We start from the raw sequence: 14,620 nt of genomic DNA on the forward strand, positions 1-14,620 counted from the left end.
ATAACTTCCCTGAAATAGTGCGAGTTGCAGGAAGGCGGCAAGCTCGAGAATTCCCGGGAGCTTACATCAGTAAGTGACTGGGATGAGCGAGCGAAGAAAACGCTCCTGCGGTTCGGAATATGAAGGGGAAGAGCCCTTATAAACCAGGTAGTATCATGTTTGGTTAGGGGGCCTGTATATGGCCCCCTTTTTCACTTTTAAATCTGTGCGGTTTGACGCCGGGCAGATCAAATCTTCCGAGGATTTTAGAATGGCTGAAATTACCGCATCCCTGGTAAAAGAGCTGCGTGAGCGTACTGGCGCAGGCATGATGGATTGCAAAAAAGCACTGACTGAAGCTAATGGCGACATCGAGCTGGCAATCGAAAACATGCGTAAGTCCGGCGCTATCAAAGCGGCGAAAAAAGCAGGCAACGTTGCTGCTGACGGCGTGATCAAAACCAAAATCGACGGCAACATCGCTTTCATTCTGGAAGTTAACTGCCAGACTGACTTCGTTGCTAAAGATGGTGGTTTCCAGGCATTTGCTGACAAAGTGCTGGATGCCGCTGTTGCTGGCAAAATCACTGACGTTGAAGTGCTGAAAGCGCAGTTCGAAGAAGAGCGCGTTGCCCTGGTAGCGAAAATCGGTGAGAACATCAACATCCGCCGTATCGCTTCCCTGGAAGGTGACGTTCTGGGTAGCTACCAGCACGGTGCGCGCATCGGTGTTCTGGTTGCCGCTAAAGGCGCAGACGAAGAACTGGTTAAGCAGCTGGCAATGCACGTTGCTGCAAGCAAGCCTGAATTTGTTAAGCCGGAAGACGTGTCTGCTGAAGTGGTAGAAAAAGAATACCAGGTTCAGCTGGACATCGCGATGCAGTCTGGTAAGCCGAAAGAAATCGCAGAGAAAATGGTTGAAGGCCGCATGAAGAAATTCACCGGCGAAGTTTCTCTGACGGGTCAGCCTTTCGTTATGGAGCCAAGCAAGTCTGTTGGTCAGCTGCTGAAAGAGCACAACGCTGACGTTACTGGCTTCATCCGCTTCGAAGTGGGCGAAGGCATCGAGAAAGTTGAGACTGACTTTGCAGCAGAAGTTGCTGCGATGTCCAAGCAGTCTTAATTGTCGAAAAGGAGCCGCCTGAGGGCGGCTTCTTTTTGTCACCCGTCTCGCAAAATCAGTATGGCTCTTATTTCGTTGTACTGAGTAGCGACATATCATTGTCGCCAGAATTTACCCCCATTTTTAATCGTTGACAGTCTCAGGAAAGAAACATGGCTACCAATGCAAAACCCGTCTATAAACGCATTCTGCTTAAGTTAAGTGGCGAAGCTCTGCAGGGTTCGGAAGGCTTCGGTATTGACGCAAGCATACTGGATCGTATGGCTCAGGAAATCAAAGAACTGGTTGAACTGGGGATTCAGGTTGGTGTGGTGATTGGTGGCGGTAACTTGTTCCGTGGTGCTGGTCTGGCGAAAGCGGGTATGAACCGCGTTGTGGGCGACCACATGGGCATGCTGGCCACCGTGATGAACGGCCTGGCAATGCGCGATGCGCTTCACCGCGCCTATGTGAACGCCCGCCTGATGTCCGCTATCCCACTGAATGGCGTATGCGACAACTACAGCTGGGCAGAGGCTATCAGCCTGCTGCGTAATAACCGCGTGGTTATCCTCTCTGCGGGTACCGGTAATCCTTTCTTCACCACTGACTCTGCGGCGTGCCTGCGTGGCATTGAAATCGAAGCCGACGTGGTGCTGAAAGCGACGAAAGTCGATGGCGTCTTTACTGCCGATCCGGCGAAAGATCCTGCTGCTACGATGTACGAGCAGTTGACCTACAATGAAGTTCTGGATAAAGAACTGAAAGTGATGGATCTGGCGGCGTTTACGCTGGCGCGTGACCACAAATTGCCGATTCGTGTCTTTAACATGAACAAACCTGGCGCACTGCGTCGTGTCGTCATGGGTGAAAAAGAAGGCACATTAATTACGGAATAATTCCCGTATTGGCCAATTACGGGTAAGATTTGCCTTTACCCGGCGGGACTTTTATATCCTGTGTCATAAATTAAACGAGACTATACTGAGCACATTCTGAATACACAAAGTCATTCATGCTGCGTCAAGGCGACAAGAGCGTGAATCTCCAGGAGCGTACCTGAGTACGTGACTGGAGTGAACGCTTGCAGTCAACGCAGAGGCAGCTTGAAGGATGAAGTGTATTGTGTGCTGTCTGGTCTGACTGAGACTAGTATCCAAGGATTCGTAACGTGATTAGCGATATCAGAAAAGATGCTGAAGTACGCATGGAAAAATGCGTAGAAGCGTTCAAAAACCAAATCAGCAAAATACGCACGGGTCGTGCTTCTCCCAGCCTGCTGGATGGCATTGTCGTGGAATATTACGGCACGCCAACGCCGCTGCGTCAGCTGGCAAGCGTAACGGTAGAAGATTCCCGTACCCTGAAAATCAACGTGTTTGATCGCTCCATGAGCCCAGCCGTTGAGAAAGCGATTATGGCTTCTGACCTCGGTCTGAACCCGAGCTCCGCAGGCAGCGATATTCGCGTTCCGCTGCCTCCGCTGACGGAAGAGCGTCGTAAAGATCTGACGAAAATCGTTCGTGGTGAAGCTGAACAGGCGCGTGTTGCCGTACGTAACGTCCGCCGTGACGCGAACGACAAAGTGAAAGCACTGCTGAAAGACAAAGAGATCAGCGAAGATGACGATCGCCGTTCTCAGGACGACGTACAGAAAATGACGGATGCCGCCATCAAGAAAGTGGATGCGGCGCTGGCAGATAAAGAAGCAGAACTGATGCAGTTCTGATTCCACTGTACGCTCAAAACGCCGCTCAGAAGATCATACGATCGGCTGGCGGCGTTTTGCTTTTTATCCTGTCTCTTTTTTCGGATGTTTGATGAAGCAATTAACCATTCTGGGTTCGACCGGCTCTATCGGTTGCAGCACGCTGGACGTGGTGCGTCAAAACCCTGAGCACTTCCGCGTTATCGCGCTGGTGGCAGGTAAAAATGTCAGCCGTATGGTGGAGCAGTGCCTGGAATTCTCCCCGCGTTATGCCGTGATGGACGATGACGCCAGCGCGCGCCTTCTCAATGACGCGCTAAAGCAGCATGGTAGCCATACGGACGTTCTCAGCGGGCAACAGGCGGCTTGTGATATGGCGGCGCTTGATGAGGTCGATCAGGTCATGGCGGCCATCGTTGGCGCGGCGGGCCTGCTGCCAACGCTTGCCGCCATTCGCGCGGGGAAAACCATTCTGCTGGCAAACAAAGAATCTTTGGTGACCTGTGGACGCCTGTTCATGGACGCCGTGAAGCACAGTAAAGCCCGACTTTTACCGGTAGACAGCGAACATAACGCTATTTTTCAGAGTATGCCCCAACCCATTCAACACAATCTGGGATACGCTGACCTGGAGCAGAATGGCGTGATGTCCGTTTTGCTTACCGGGTCTGGTGGCCCGTTCCGGGAAACGCCGCTGCATGAACTGGTGTCGATGACGCCCGATCAGGCATGCCGTCATCCGAACTGGTCGATGGGACGTAAGATCTCCGTCGACTCAGCCACTATGATGAATAAAGGTCTGGAATACATTGAAGCGCGTTGGTTGTTTAACACCAGTGCCCGTCAGATGGAAGTGCTGATTCACCCGCAGTCGGTGATTCACTCGATGGTGCGTTATCAGGACGGCAGCGTTCTGGCGCAACTGGGTGAGCCAGACATGCGCACGCCTATCGCACATACGATGGCCTGGCCGAATCGCGTAACCTCTGGTGTTGCACCGCTCGATTTCTGCAAACTCAGTGCGTTGACGTTTAGCGCGCCGGATTACCAACGTTACCCGTGCCTGAAACTGGCGATGGAGGCGTTTGAGCAGGGGCAGGCCGCTACAACCGCGCTGAATGCAGCCAATGAAATTGTCGTTGCTGCATTTCTTGCTGAAGAAATACGCTTTACCGATATCGCCGATCTCAATTTAGCCGTGCTGGAGCAGATGGATCTACAAGAACCGCAGAGCGTCGATGACGTACTTAAGGTCGATGCGATTGCGCGAGAAGTCGCCAGAAAACAAGTGATGCGACTCGCAAGCTGAGGATTATCCTCCCGGAGGAGATCGTGCTATTTGTTAGCGTTGTGCTTCAGTGATATAGTCTGCGCCACCTGATCGCAGGTATTTGGCTTTTTTCGGTCAGGTAAGCCGTGGTTTGACACGGCTTTTTTGTGGATGCACAAAATCATTCAGGTTGCATCAAGGTGGCAAGTGAATGAGTTTCCAGGCGCATACAAAGAGTATGTGACTGAGGCGAATGATCACAGCCAACGAAGAGGCAGCCTGAAGGATGAAGAGCAAAAGGCTTCAGTATTCCTGAGTACCGCTAAATCCTTTCAGGGACTATAAACGCGTTATGTTGTCTGCAACTCAACCAGTAAGCGAAAATTTGCCTGCACATGGCTGTCGCCATGTCGCGATCATTATGGATGGCAATGGTCGCTGGGCGAAAAAGCAAGGGAAGATTCGCGCATTTGGGCATAAGGCCGGAGCGAAATCCGTCCGCCGTGCCGTCTCTTTTGCTGCCAACAATGGTATTGATGCGTTAACGCTGTATGCCTTTAGTAGTGAAAACTGGAACCGACCGGCGCAGGAAGTGAGTGCGTTAATGGAGCTATTTGTGTGGGCGCTTGATAGTGAAGTGAAAAGCCTGCATCGCCATAACGTCCGCCTGCGCATTATTGGCGACACCAGTCGATTTAACTCGCGTTTGCAAGAACGTATTCGTAAGTCCGAAGCGCTTACCGCCCAGAATACCGGGCTGACGCTGAATATTGCGGCGAATTACGGCGGACGTTGGGACATTGTCCAGGGAGTCAGACAACTGGCAGAACAGGTGCAGGAAGGTTTACTGCGTCCTGATCAGATTGATGAAGACATGCTCAACCAACAAATCTGTATGCATGAACTGGCTCCGGTGGATTTAGTAATTAGGACTGGGGGAGAGCATCGAATAAGTAACTTTTTGCTTTGGCAAATTGCCTATGCCGAACTTTACTTTACAGATGTTCTTTGGCCCGATTTCGATGAACAAGACTTTGAAGGTGCACTGCATGCCTTTGCTAATCGAGAGCGTCGTTTCGGCGGCACCGAGCCCGGTGATGACAAAGCCTGATGGGGGTCGCTTTTGCTGAAGTATCGCCTAATTTCTGCTTTCGTTTTAATACCCGTGGTCATCGCGGCGCTGTTTCTGCTGCCGCCGGTGGGGTTCGCCATTGTGACGTTGGTTGTTTGTATGCTGGCCGCGTGGGAATGGGGACAGTTAAGCGGTTTTGCCACGCGCACGCAACGCGTCTGGCTGGCGGTGCTGTGTGGGCTATTGCTCGCACTGATGCTGTTTCTGTTGCCGGAATATCATCATAATATTCATCAGCCGATGGTCGAAGCCTCGTTGTGGGCATCGCTGGGCTGGTGGGTTGTTGCGTTAGTGCTGGTGTTTTTTTACCCCGACTCGGCGACGATCTGGCGTAATTCGAAGACATTACGCATAATTTTTGGCGTGCTCACGATCGTTCCCTTCTTCTGGGGAATGCTGGCGCTGCGTGCATGGCACTATGACGAGAATCATTACAGTGGCGCAATATGGCTGCTCTATGTCATGATCCTGGTCTGGGGGGCGGACTCCGGGGCGTATATGTTTGGCAAACTGTTTGGCAAACATAAACTGGCGCCGAAAGTGTCGCCGGGGAAAACCTGGCAGGGCTTTTTTGGTGGCCTTGCCACAGCGGCTGTGATCTCCTGGGGTTACGGCATGTGGGCGAATCTGGATGTTGCGCCTGTCACCTTATTAATCTGTTCTATTGTCGCTGCGCTGGCCTCCGTGCTGGGCGATCTGACTGAGAGCATGTTTAAGCGTGAAGCAGGAATTAAAGACAGCGGTCATTTGATTCCAGGACACGGTGGTATTCTGGACCGTATTGACAGCCTGACGGCGGCAGTACCGGTCTTTGCTTGCCTGTTGTTACTGGTATTCAAGACGCTTTAACGGAAGGTTTTATGCTGAGTATTCTCTGGAATCTGGCTGCATTCATTGTCGCACTGGGTGTGCTGATCACCGTGCATGAATTTGGTCATTTCTGGGTTGCCCGGCGCTGCGGTGTCCGTGTCGAGCGCTTTTCCATTGGATTTGGTAAAGCGCTCTGGCGCCGTACCGATCGGTCTGGGACCGAATATGTCATCGCCCTGATCCCGCTGGGCGGCTATGTCAAAATGCTGGATGAGCGCGCGGAACCGGTGATCCCGGAGCTGCGCCACCACGCTTTCAACAATAAAACCGTCGGCCAGCGCGCCGCGATCATTGCCGCCGGTCCGGTTGCCAATTTCCTCTTTGCCATCTTCGCTTACTGGCTGGTGTTTATCATCGGCGTCCCCGGTGTTCGTCCGGTTGTTGGTGAAATTACGCCCAACTCGATTGCCGCTCAGGCGCAAATTATTCCTGGCACGGAACTTAAAGCCGTTGATGGTATCGAAACCCCTGATTGGGACGCAGTGCGTTTACAGTTGGTCGCAAAAATTGGCGACGAACAGACGACAATCAGCGTGGCGCCTTTCGGCAGCAACCAGCGACAGGAAAAAACGCTGGATTTGCGGCAGTGGGCATTTGAGCCTGATAAGGAAGATCCTGTATCTTCTTTAGGGATTCGACCGCGCGGACCACAGATTGAACCGGTGCTGTCAGAAGTCCAGGCTCAGTCCGCCGCAAGTAAGGCGGGTTTGCAAGCTGGCGACAGGATCGTTAAAGTCGATGGTCAACCGCTAACGCAGTGGATGACGTTCGTGAACCTGGTGCGCGATAATCCGGGTCAGCCATTAGCGCTGGAAATTGAAAGGCAGGGCAGTGCCTTGTCTTTAACATTAATTCCGGATTCGAAACCGGGTAATGGGAAGGCAGAAGGGTTTGCCGGTGTTGTGCCGAAAATCATTCCTCTGCCGGATGAGTACAAGACAGTACGCCAGTATGGACCATTCAGCGCCATTGCACAGGCCACGGATAAAACGTGGCAGTTGATGAAGCTGACGGTCAGTATGCTGGGAAAATTGATAACCGGTGATGTGAAACTGAACAACCTCAGTGGGCCGATTTCTATCGCTCAGGGGGCTGGGATGTCAGCGGAGTTCGGGGTGATTTATTATCTGATGTTCCTTGCGCTGATTAGCGTGAACTTAGGGATAATCAACCTGTTTCCGTTGCCCGTTCTTGACGGGGGGCATCTGCTGTTCCTGGCGATTGAAAAGCTTAAGGGCGGACCGGTATCCGAGCGGGTTCAAGACTTTAGTTATCGCATTGGCTCGATATTGCTGGTGCTGTTAATGGGGCTTGCACTTTTCAATGATTTCTCTCGGTTGTAAGAGAGTTAGTTAGGAAGAACGCATAATAACGATGGCGATGAAAAAGTTGCTCATAGCGTCGCTGCTGTTTAGCAGCGCGACCGTATACGGTGCTGAAGGGTTCGTAGTGAAGGACATTCATTTCGAAGGCCTGCAGCGTGTCGCCGTTGGTGCGGCCCTCCTCAGTATGCCGGTGCGCACAGGCGACACGGTTAATGATGAAGATATCAGTAATACCATTCGCGCACTGTTTGCCACTGGCAACTTTGAGGATGTTCGTGTCCTTCGCGATGGCGATACGCTTCTGGTTCAGGTAAAAGAACGTCCGACTATTGCCAGCATCACCTTCTCCGGTAACAAATCGGTGAAAGATGACATGCTGAAGCAAAACCTCGAGGCTTCTGGCGTGCGTGTTGGCGAATCTTTGGATCGCACCACCATTGCCGATATCGAGAAAGGTCTGGAAGACTTCTACTACAGCGTCGGTAAATACAGTGCCAGCGTGAAAGCCGTTGTCACGCCACTGCCGCGTAACCGTGTTGACCTTAAACTGGTGTTCCAGGAAGGGGTATCGGCGAAGATCCAGCAGATCAATATCGTCGGTAATCATGCCTTCAGCACGGATGAACTGATCTCTCACTTCCAGTTGCGTGATGAAGTTCCGTGGTGGAACGTTGTTGGCGATCGCAAATACCAGAAGCAGAAACTGGCGGGTGACCTTGAAACCCTGCGCAGTTACTACCTGGATCGCGGTTACGCGCGTTTCAACATCGACTCAACGCAGGTCAGCCTGACCCCGGATAAGAAAGGGATCTACATTACCGTGAACATCACGGAAGGCGAGCAGTATAAGCTTTCTGGCGTTCAGGTAACGGGGAACCTGGCGGGGCACTCTGCGGAGATCGAAAGCCTGACCAAAATTGAGCCGGGTGAACTCTATAACGGCACCAAAGTGACCAAAATGGAAGATGATATTAAGAAGCTTCTGGGTCGCTATGGTTACGCCTATCCGCGTGTTCAGTCACAGCCGGAAATCAACGATACTGACAAAACCGTTATGCTGCGCGTAAACGTTGATGCGGGTAACCGTTTCTACGTGCGTAAGATCCGTTTTGAAGGTAACGACACGTCCAAAGATGCCGTCCTGCGTCGCGAAATGCGCCAGATGGAAGGGGCATGGCTGGGCAGTGATATGGTTGATCAGGGTAAAGAGCGTCTGAACCGTCTGGGTTACTTTGAAACGGTCGACACCGACACGCAGCGTGTTCCGGGCAGCCCGGACCAGGTTGACGTGGTCTATAAGGTGAAAGAGCGTAACACCGGTAGCTTTAACTTTGGTGTCGGTTACGGTACGGAAAGCGGGGTAAGCTTCCAGGCCGGTGTTCAGCAGGATAACTGGCTGGGCACGGGTTACGCGGTAGGGATTAACGGTACCAAGAACGATTACCAGACCTACAGCGAACTGTCCGTCACCAACCCGTACTTCACTGTTGATGGCGTGAGTCTGGGTGGGCGCATCTTCTATAACGACTTTGATGCGAACGATGCGGATCTGTCTGACTATACCAACAAAAGTTATGGTACAGACGTCACGCTGGGCTTCCCGGTCAACGAATACAACACCCTGCGTGCGGGTTTAGGGTATGTGCATAACTCCCTGTCTAATATGCAGCCGCAGGTCGCGATGTGGCGTTATTTGAACTCCGTGGGTGAATACCCGAGTGAATCGAATGACCGCAACTCCTTTAGCGCCAACGACTTCACCTTCAACTATGGCTGGACTTATAACAAGCTTGACCGTGGCTTCTTCCCGACGGAAGGGACGCGTATCAACCTGAACGGTAAGGTGACGATCCCTGGCTCTGATAACGAGTTCTACAAAGCGACACTGGATACCGCAACCTACGTACCGATCGACGACGATCATAAGTGGGTGGTCCTCGGTCGTACCCGTTGGGGTTATGGGGATGGAATCGGCGGTAAAGAGATGCCGTTCTATGAGAACTTCTATGCCGGTGGCTCCAGCACCGTGCGTGGCTTCCAGTCCAATACCATTGGTCCGAAAGCCGTTTATTATCCATCCAGCAGTCGTCATGATGGCGATAGCGACTACGATAACGAATGTGAAAGCACGCAATCGGCGCCGTGTAAATCGGATGATGCAGTGGGCGGTAACGCCATGGCTGTCGCCAGCTTGGAGTTCATTACCCCAACGCCGTTCATCAGTGATAAATACGCCAACTCGGTACGTACTTCGTTCTTCTGGGATATGGGTACCGTCTGGGATACTAACTGGGATTCAAGTGCATATTCCGGTTATCCAGACTACAGTGATCCAAGCAATATCCGTATGTCTGCTGGTATCGCATTACAATGGATGTCCCCATTGGGGCCGTTGGTCTTCTCCTACGCCCAGCCGTTTAAGGATTACGATGGAGACAAAAAAGAGCAGTTCCAGTTTAACATTGGTAAAACCTGGTAATTGTTCTTCGCAAAGGAATGTAATGGTAGTGTAGCGATGACTTAAGGCGATCATCTTGCATGGGATCGCCTGGCCACGCAAAGAACTGCACCTTCGGGTGCAAATGGGATGGTAAGGAGTTTATTGTGAAAAAGTGGTTATTAGCGGCAGGTCTCGGTTTAGCAATGGTTACGTCTGCACAGGCTGCTGACAAAATTGCTATCGTCAACATGGGTAGCCTGTTCCAGCAGGTTGCACAGAAGACCGGTGTTTCCAACACGTTGGAAAATGAGTTTAAAGGCCGCGCGAGCGAACTGCAGCGTATGGAATCCGATCTGCAATCTAAAATGCAGCGTCTGCAGTCCATGAAAGCGGGCAGCGATCGTACTAAGCTGGAAAAAGACGTGATGGCTCAGCGCCAGACCTTCTCTCAGAAAGCGCAGGCTTTTGAGCAGGATCGTGCACGTCGTTCCAACGAAGAACGTGGCAAACTGGTTACCCGTATCCAGACTGCAGTGAAATCTGTTGCGAGCAGCCAGAGCATCGATCTGGTCGTTGACGCAAACACCGTTGCTTATAACAGCAGCGATGTAAAAGACATCACCGCTGACGTACTGAAACAGGTTAAATAAGTAATGCCTTCAATTCGACTGGCTGATTTAGCAGAACAGTTGGATGCAGAATTACACGGTGATGGCGATATCGTCATCACCGGCGTTGCGTCCATGCAATCTGCGCAAACGGGTCACATCACCTTCATGGTGAATCCAAAATACCGTGAGCACCTGGCCTTATGCCAGGCGTCTGCCGTTGTCATGACGCAGGACGATCTTCCTTTTGCTAAGAGTGCTGCGCTGGTAGTGAAAAATCCTTACCTGACGTATGCGCGAATGGCGCAAATTTTAGATACCACGCCGCAGCCGGCACAGAACATTGCACCGAGTGCAGTGGTTGATGCGACGGCAACGCTGGGTAGCAATGTTTCAATTGGCGCAAATGCGGTGATTGAGTCTGGCGTGGAGCTTGGCGATAACGTGGTTATCGGCCCGGGCTGCTTCGTCGGGAAAAATACGAAAATTGGGGCCGGTTCGCGTCTGTGGGCGAATGTATCGGTTTACCACGACATTCAGATCGGTGAGAATTGCCTGATCCAGTCCAGTACGGTCATCGGTGCTGACGGTTTTGGCTATGCCAACGATCGCGGCAACTGGGTGAAGATCCCGCAGTTAGGTCGCGTTATTATTGGCGATCGTGTGGAGATCGGCGCCTGTACCACCATCGACCGTGGCGCGCTGGATGATACTGTGATCGGCAATGGGGTTATCATTGATAACCAGTGTCAGATTGCACATAACGTTGTGATTGGCGACAATACGGCAGTTGCCGGTGGCGTCATCATGGCGGGTAGCCTGAAGATTGGCCGTTATTGCATGATCGGCGGTGCCAGCGTAATCAACGGGCATATGGAAATATGCGACAAGGTTACCGTGACGGGCATGGGAATGGTGATGCGTCCCATCACTGAACCTGGCGTCTATTCCTCAGGCATTCCGCTGCAACCTAATAAAGTATGGCGTAAGACAGCCGCACTGGTGATGAACATTGATGATATGAGCAAGCGCCTCAAAGCCATTGAGCGCAAGGTTAATCAACAAGACTAAACTCTCACCCGGTCACACATACTTTACGGCCTGTCGGCATTCATACGATTGCGGCAGGCCGTGTTATTATTGGCTTTTAGCATATTTGGACAGGAAGAGTATTTTGACTACTAACACTCATACTCTGCATATTGAAGAGATTTTAGAACTTCTGCCGCACCGTTTTCCGTTTTTACTGGTTGATCGCGTGCTGGACTTTGAAGAAGGTCGTTTTCTGCGCGCAGTGAAAAATGTCTCCGTTAACGAGCCGTTTTTCCAGGGGCATTTCCCGGGTAAACCGATTTTCCCTGGCGTGCTGATTCTGGAAGCCATGGCACAGGCTACCGGTATTCTGGCGTTTAAAAGCGTTGGTAAACTGGAGCCGGGAGAACTCTATTATTTCGCCGGTATCGATGAAGCGCGCTTTAAGCGTCCTGTCGTGCCAGGCGATCAGATGATCATGGAAGTCACTTTCGAGAAAACGCGCCGTGGCCTGACCCGCTTCAAAGGGGTTGCTCTGGTCGACGGTAAAGTAGTTTGCGAAGCAACGATGATGTGCGCTCGTAGCCGGGAGGCCTGATACGTGATTGATAATTCCGCCTTTGTTCATCCGACCGCCATTGTGGAAGAGGGCGCTTCACTTGGCGCTAACGTTCACATTGGTCCTTTTTGCCTTGTTGGACCCCATGTTGAAATTGGTGAGGGTACCGTACTGAAGTCTCACGTTGTCGTGAATGGTCATACCAAAATTGGCCGCGATAACGAGATATATCAGTTCGCCTCCATTGGCGAAGTGAACCAGGATCTGAAATATGCTGGTGAACCGACCCGTGTGGAAATTGGCGATCGTAACCGCATTCGCGAAAGCGTTACCATTCATCGTGGCACAGTGCAGGGCGGTGGATTGACGAAGGTGGGCAGCGATAACTTACTGATGATCAATGCCCATGTGGCACACGATTGCACAATAGGAGATCGCTGTATTCTGGCGAATAACGCTACGCTAGCGGGTCACGTCTCGCTGGATGATTATGTCATCATCGGTGGCATGACCGCTGTGCACCAGTTCTGCATTATTGGTGCACACGTGATGGTTGGCGGCTGTTCTGGCGTTGCTCAGGACGTTCCGCCGTACGTTATTGCGCAGGGCAACCACGCGACGCCGTTTGGCGTCAACATCGAAGGGCTGAAGCGTCGCGGATTTACTCGCGAAGCGATCACCGCCATCCGCAATGCTTACAAAGCGTTGTACCGTAGTGGCAAAACGCTGGAAGATGTAAAACCGGAAATCGCCGAACTGGCGAAGCAGTATCCGGAAGTACAGGCGTTCAGCGATTTCTTTGCCCGCTCAACGCGCGGTCTGATTCGTTAATGGCTGAGCAGCGCCCCTTAACGATTGCCCTGGTCGCCGGAGAAACCTCCGGCGATATTCTTGGTGCTGGCTTAATCCGGGCGCTGAAGGCGCGTGTTCCCGACGCGCGTTTTGTCGGCGTCGCAGGCCCACGTATGCAGGCCGAAGGCTGTGAAGCCTGGTATGAAATGGAAGAACTGGCGGTGATGGGCATTGTGGAAGTGCTTGGACGCCTGCGTCGTCTGCTGCATATCCGCGCCGATCTGACTCGTCGATTCACTGAGCTGCAGCCCGATGTTTTCGTTGGTATAGATGCACCCGATTTCAATATCACCCTCGAAGGGAATCTGAAAAAACAGGGTATCAAAACGATTCATTACGTCAGTCCGTCCGTCTGGGCGTGGCGACAGAAACGCGTTTTCAAAATAGGCAGATCCACCAATATGGTTCTGGCTTTTCTGCCTTTCGAAAAAGCGTTTTACGACAAGTACAACGTGCCGTGCCGTTTTATCGGTCACACCATGGCGGACGCGATGCCTCTGGACCCGGATAAAAACGCGGCGCGAGATGTGCTGGGGATCCCCCGTGACGCGCACTGTCTGGCGTTATTACCCGGCAGTCGCGGTGCGGAAGTCGAAATGCTCAGTGCCGACTTCCTGAAAACGGCCCAATTGTTGCGCCAGACCTATCCTGATCTTGAGGTGGTGGTGCCATTGGTGAACGCCAAACGGCGCGAGCAGTTTGAGCAGATCAAAGCAGAAGTCGCCCCGACGCTTTCCGTCCATATGTTGGATGGGATGGCGCGAGAAGCGATGATTGCCAGCGATGCCGCGTTGCTGGCATCCGGTACCGCTGCGCTCGAGTGCATGCTGGCCAAATGCCCGATGGTGGTGGGATATCGCATGAAGCCCTTTACGTTCTGGCTGGCGAAGCGACTGGTGAAGACAGATTATGTCTCGCTGCCAAACCTGCTGGCGGGAAGGGAACTGGTGAAAGAGCTGTTGCAGGAAGAGTGCGAGCCGCAAAAGCTGGCTGAGGCGCTTCTTCCCTTACTGGCGAACGGTAAAACCAGTCATGCGATGCACGATACTTTCCGCGAACTGCATCAGCAGATCCGCTGTAATGCTGATGAGCAGGCGGCGGATGCGGTCCTGGAGTTAGCACGATGATCGAATTTGTTTATCCACACACGCACTTAGTGGCGGGTGTGGATGAAGTCGGACGTGGTCCGTTGGTTGGCGCGGTCGTTACCGCAGCCGTGATCCTCGACCCGGCTCGCCCGATTGTGGGTCTTAACGATTCCAAAAAATTATCTGAAAAGCGCCGTCTGGCGCTGTATGACGAAATCAAAGAAAAAGCGTTGAGCTGGAGCCTCGGTCGTGCGGAACCGCACGAGATCGATGAGCTGAATATACTCCACGCCACGATGTTGGCCATGCAGCGAGCGGTGGCGGGGTTACATATTGCGCCGGAATATGTGCTGATCGATGGTAATCGCTGTCCGGCATTACCTGTGCCGTCTCTGGCGGTAGTGAAGGGCGACAGTCGGGTGGCGGAGATCAGCGCCGCGTCTATTCTTGCAAAAGTCACGCGTGACGCCGAAATGGCCGCGTTGGATAGCGTTTTCCCGCAATATGGTTTTGCCCAGCACAAAGGGTATCCAACCGCTTTCCATCTGGAAAAACTGGCTGAACATGGTGCAACGGAGCATCACCGACGTAGTTTTGCTCCCGTTAAACGCGCACTGGGACTCGCGTCCTGATTCTTGTGTCGAAGGAATCTGAA

The 14,620-nt window shown here is 52.4% G+C and carries 14 protein-coding genes; all 14 read left to right on the plus strand.

Going from position 1 to position 14,620, the window contains the following annotated elements; genetic code table 11:
* Positions 1–250: 250 nt before the first annotated feature.
* The gene (gene tsf / locus KI228_RS05080) at positions 251–1,102 is read left to right on the plus strand and encodes a translation elongation factor Ts (protein WP_042323696.1); all 852 of its coding nucleotides are present in this window, start codon (positions 251–253) and stop codon (positions 1,100–1,102) included.
* Positions 1,103–1,254: 152 nt separating this feature from the next.
* Positions 1,255–1,980, plus strand: a complete 726-nt coding sequence (gene pyrH / locus KI228_RS05085) for a UMP kinase (protein WP_042997866.1) — start codon at positions 1,255–1,257, stop codon at positions 1,978–1,980.
* Between the two features lie 272 nt (positions 1,981–2,252).
* Entirely contained in the window at positions 2,253–2,810 is a 558-nt protein-coding gene (gene frr, locus KI228_RS05090; protein ID WP_042323692.1) for a ribosome recycling factor, read from the plus strand.
* Between the two features lie 91 nt (positions 2,811–2,901).
* Positions 2,902–4,098 carry a 1-deoxy-D-xylulose-5-phosphate reductoisomerase gene (gene ispC, locus KI228_RS05095; RefSeq protein WP_061070505.1) on the plus strand — a complete coding sequence of 399 codons (1,197 nt, stop codon included), beginning with the start codon at positions 2,902–2,904 and terminating at the stop codon, positions 4,096–4,098.
* Between the two features lie 313 nt (positions 4,099–4,411).
* On the plus strand, positions 4,412–5,170 hold the full coding sequence (gene ispU, locus KI228_RS05100) for a (2E,6E)-farnesyl-diphosphate-specific ditrans,polycis-undecaprenyl-diphosphate synthase (protein ID WP_042997864.1): 759 nt from the start codon (positions 4,412–4,414) through the stop codon (positions 5,168–5,170).
* A gap of 12 nt (positions 5,171–5,182) precedes the next feature.
* Positions 5,183–6,040, plus strand: a complete 858-nt coding sequence (cdsA, locus tag KI228_RS05105; RefSeq protein WP_042997863.1) for a phosphatidate cytidylyltransferase — start codon at positions 5,183–5,185, stop codon at positions 6,038–6,040.
* 11 nt (positions 6,041–6,051) lie between these two features.
* Complete coding sequence (rseP, locus tag KI228_RS05110) at positions 6,052–7,404, plus strand: sigma E protease regulator RseP (RefSeq protein ID WP_044255374.1); 1,353 nt, start codon at positions 6,052–6,054, stop codon at positions 7,402–7,404.
* A 31-nt stretch (positions 7,405–7,435) separates the two neighbouring features.
* Positions 7,436–9,865, plus strand: coding sequence for an outer membrane protein assembly factor BamA (gene bamA, locus KI228_RS05115; protein ID WP_044255371.1), 2,430 nt, complete (start codon positions 7,436–7,438; stop codon positions 9,863–9,865).
* 125 nt (positions 9,866–9,990) lie between these two features.
* Positions 9,991–10,476, plus strand: a complete 486-nt coding sequence (gene skp, locus KI228_RS05120; protein ID WP_042323679.1) for a molecular chaperone Skp — start codon at positions 9,991–9,993, stop codon at positions 10,474–10,476.
* Between the two features lie 3 nt (positions 10,477–10,479).
* Positions 10,480–11,505: a UDP-3-O-(3-hydroxymyristoyl)glucosamine N-acyltransferase gene (lpxD, locus tag KI228_RS05125; protein WP_042997860.1), complete on the plus strand. Its 1,026-nt coding sequence runs from the start codon at positions 10,480–10,482 to the stop codon at positions 11,503–11,505.
* 103 nt (positions 11,506–11,608) lie between these two features.
* Entirely contained in the window at positions 11,609–12,064 is a 456-nt protein-coding gene (gene fabZ, locus KI228_RS05130; RefSeq protein WP_003018528.1) for a 3-hydroxyacyl-ACP dehydratase FabZ, read from the plus strand.
* A 3-nt stretch (positions 12,065–12,067) separates the two neighbouring features.
* Complete coding sequence (gene lpxA, locus KI228_RS05135; protein ID WP_042997859.1) at positions 12,068–12,856, plus strand: acyl-ACP--UDP-N-acetylglucosamine O-acyltransferase; 789 nt, start codon at positions 12,068–12,070, stop codon at positions 12,854–12,856.
* Positions 12,856–14,004 (plus strand): lipid-A-disaccharide synthase, encoded by a 1,149-nt coding sequence (gene lpxB, locus KI228_RS05140; RefSeq protein ID WP_042997858.1) that lies wholly within the window; start codon positions 12,856–12,858, stop codon positions 14,002–14,004. Before lpxA ends, lpxB begins: the two co-directional genes overlap by 1 nt.
* Positions 14,001–14,597, plus strand: a complete 597-nt coding sequence (gene rnhB, locus KI228_RS05145; RefSeq protein ID WP_042997857.1) for a ribonuclease HII — start codon at positions 14,001–14,003, stop codon at positions 14,595–14,597. The genes lpxB and rnhB overlap by 4 nt, the downstream gene beginning before the upstream one ends.
* Positions 14,598–14,620: the final 23 nt, after the last annotated feature.

The organism is Citrobacter amalonaticus (genome assembly GCF_018323885.1).
GTDB lineage: Bacteria > Pseudomonadota > Gammaproteobacteria > Enterobacterales > Enterobacteriaceae > Citrobacter_A > Citrobacter_A amalonaticus.

What these genes read in the sequence shown, in the direction of transcription:
- rseP (WP_044255374.1), top strand. Translation starts at nt 6,052, where the DNA reads ATGCTGAGTATTCTCTGGAATCTGGCTGCATTCATTGTCGCACTGGGT.
- pyrH (WP_042997866.1), top strand. Translation starts at nt 1,255, where the DNA reads ATGGCTACCAATGCAAAACCCGTCTATAAACGCATTCTGCTTAAGTTA.
- ispU (WP_042997864.1), top strand. Translation starts at nt 4,412, where the DNA reads ATGTTGTCTGCAACTCAACCAGTAAGCGAAAATTTGCCTGCACATGGC.
- ispC (WP_061070505.1), top strand. Translation starts at nt 2,902, where the DNA reads ATGAAGCAATTAACCATTCTGGGTTCGACCGGCTCTATCGGTTGCAGC.
- tsf (WP_042323696.1), top strand. Translation starts at nt 251, where the DNA reads ATGGCTGAAATTACCGCATCCCTGGTAAAAGAGCTGCGTGAGCGTACT.
- bamA (WP_044255371.1), top strand. Translation starts at nt 7,436, where the DNA reads ATGGCGATGAAAAAGTTGCTCATAGCGTCGCTGCTGTTTAGCAGCGCG.
- lpxD (WP_042997860.1), top strand. Translation starts at nt 10,480, where the DNA reads ATGCCTTCAATTCGACTGGCTGATTTAGCAGAACAGTTGGATGCAGAA.
- rnhB (WP_042997857.1), top strand. Translation starts at nt 14,001, where the DNA reads ATGATCGAATTTGTTTATCCACACACGCACTTAGTGGCGGGTGTGGAT.
- lpxB (WP_042997858.1), top strand. Translation starts at nt 12,856, where the DNA reads ATGGCTGAGCAGCGCCCCTTAACGATTGCCCTGGTCGCCGGAGAAACC.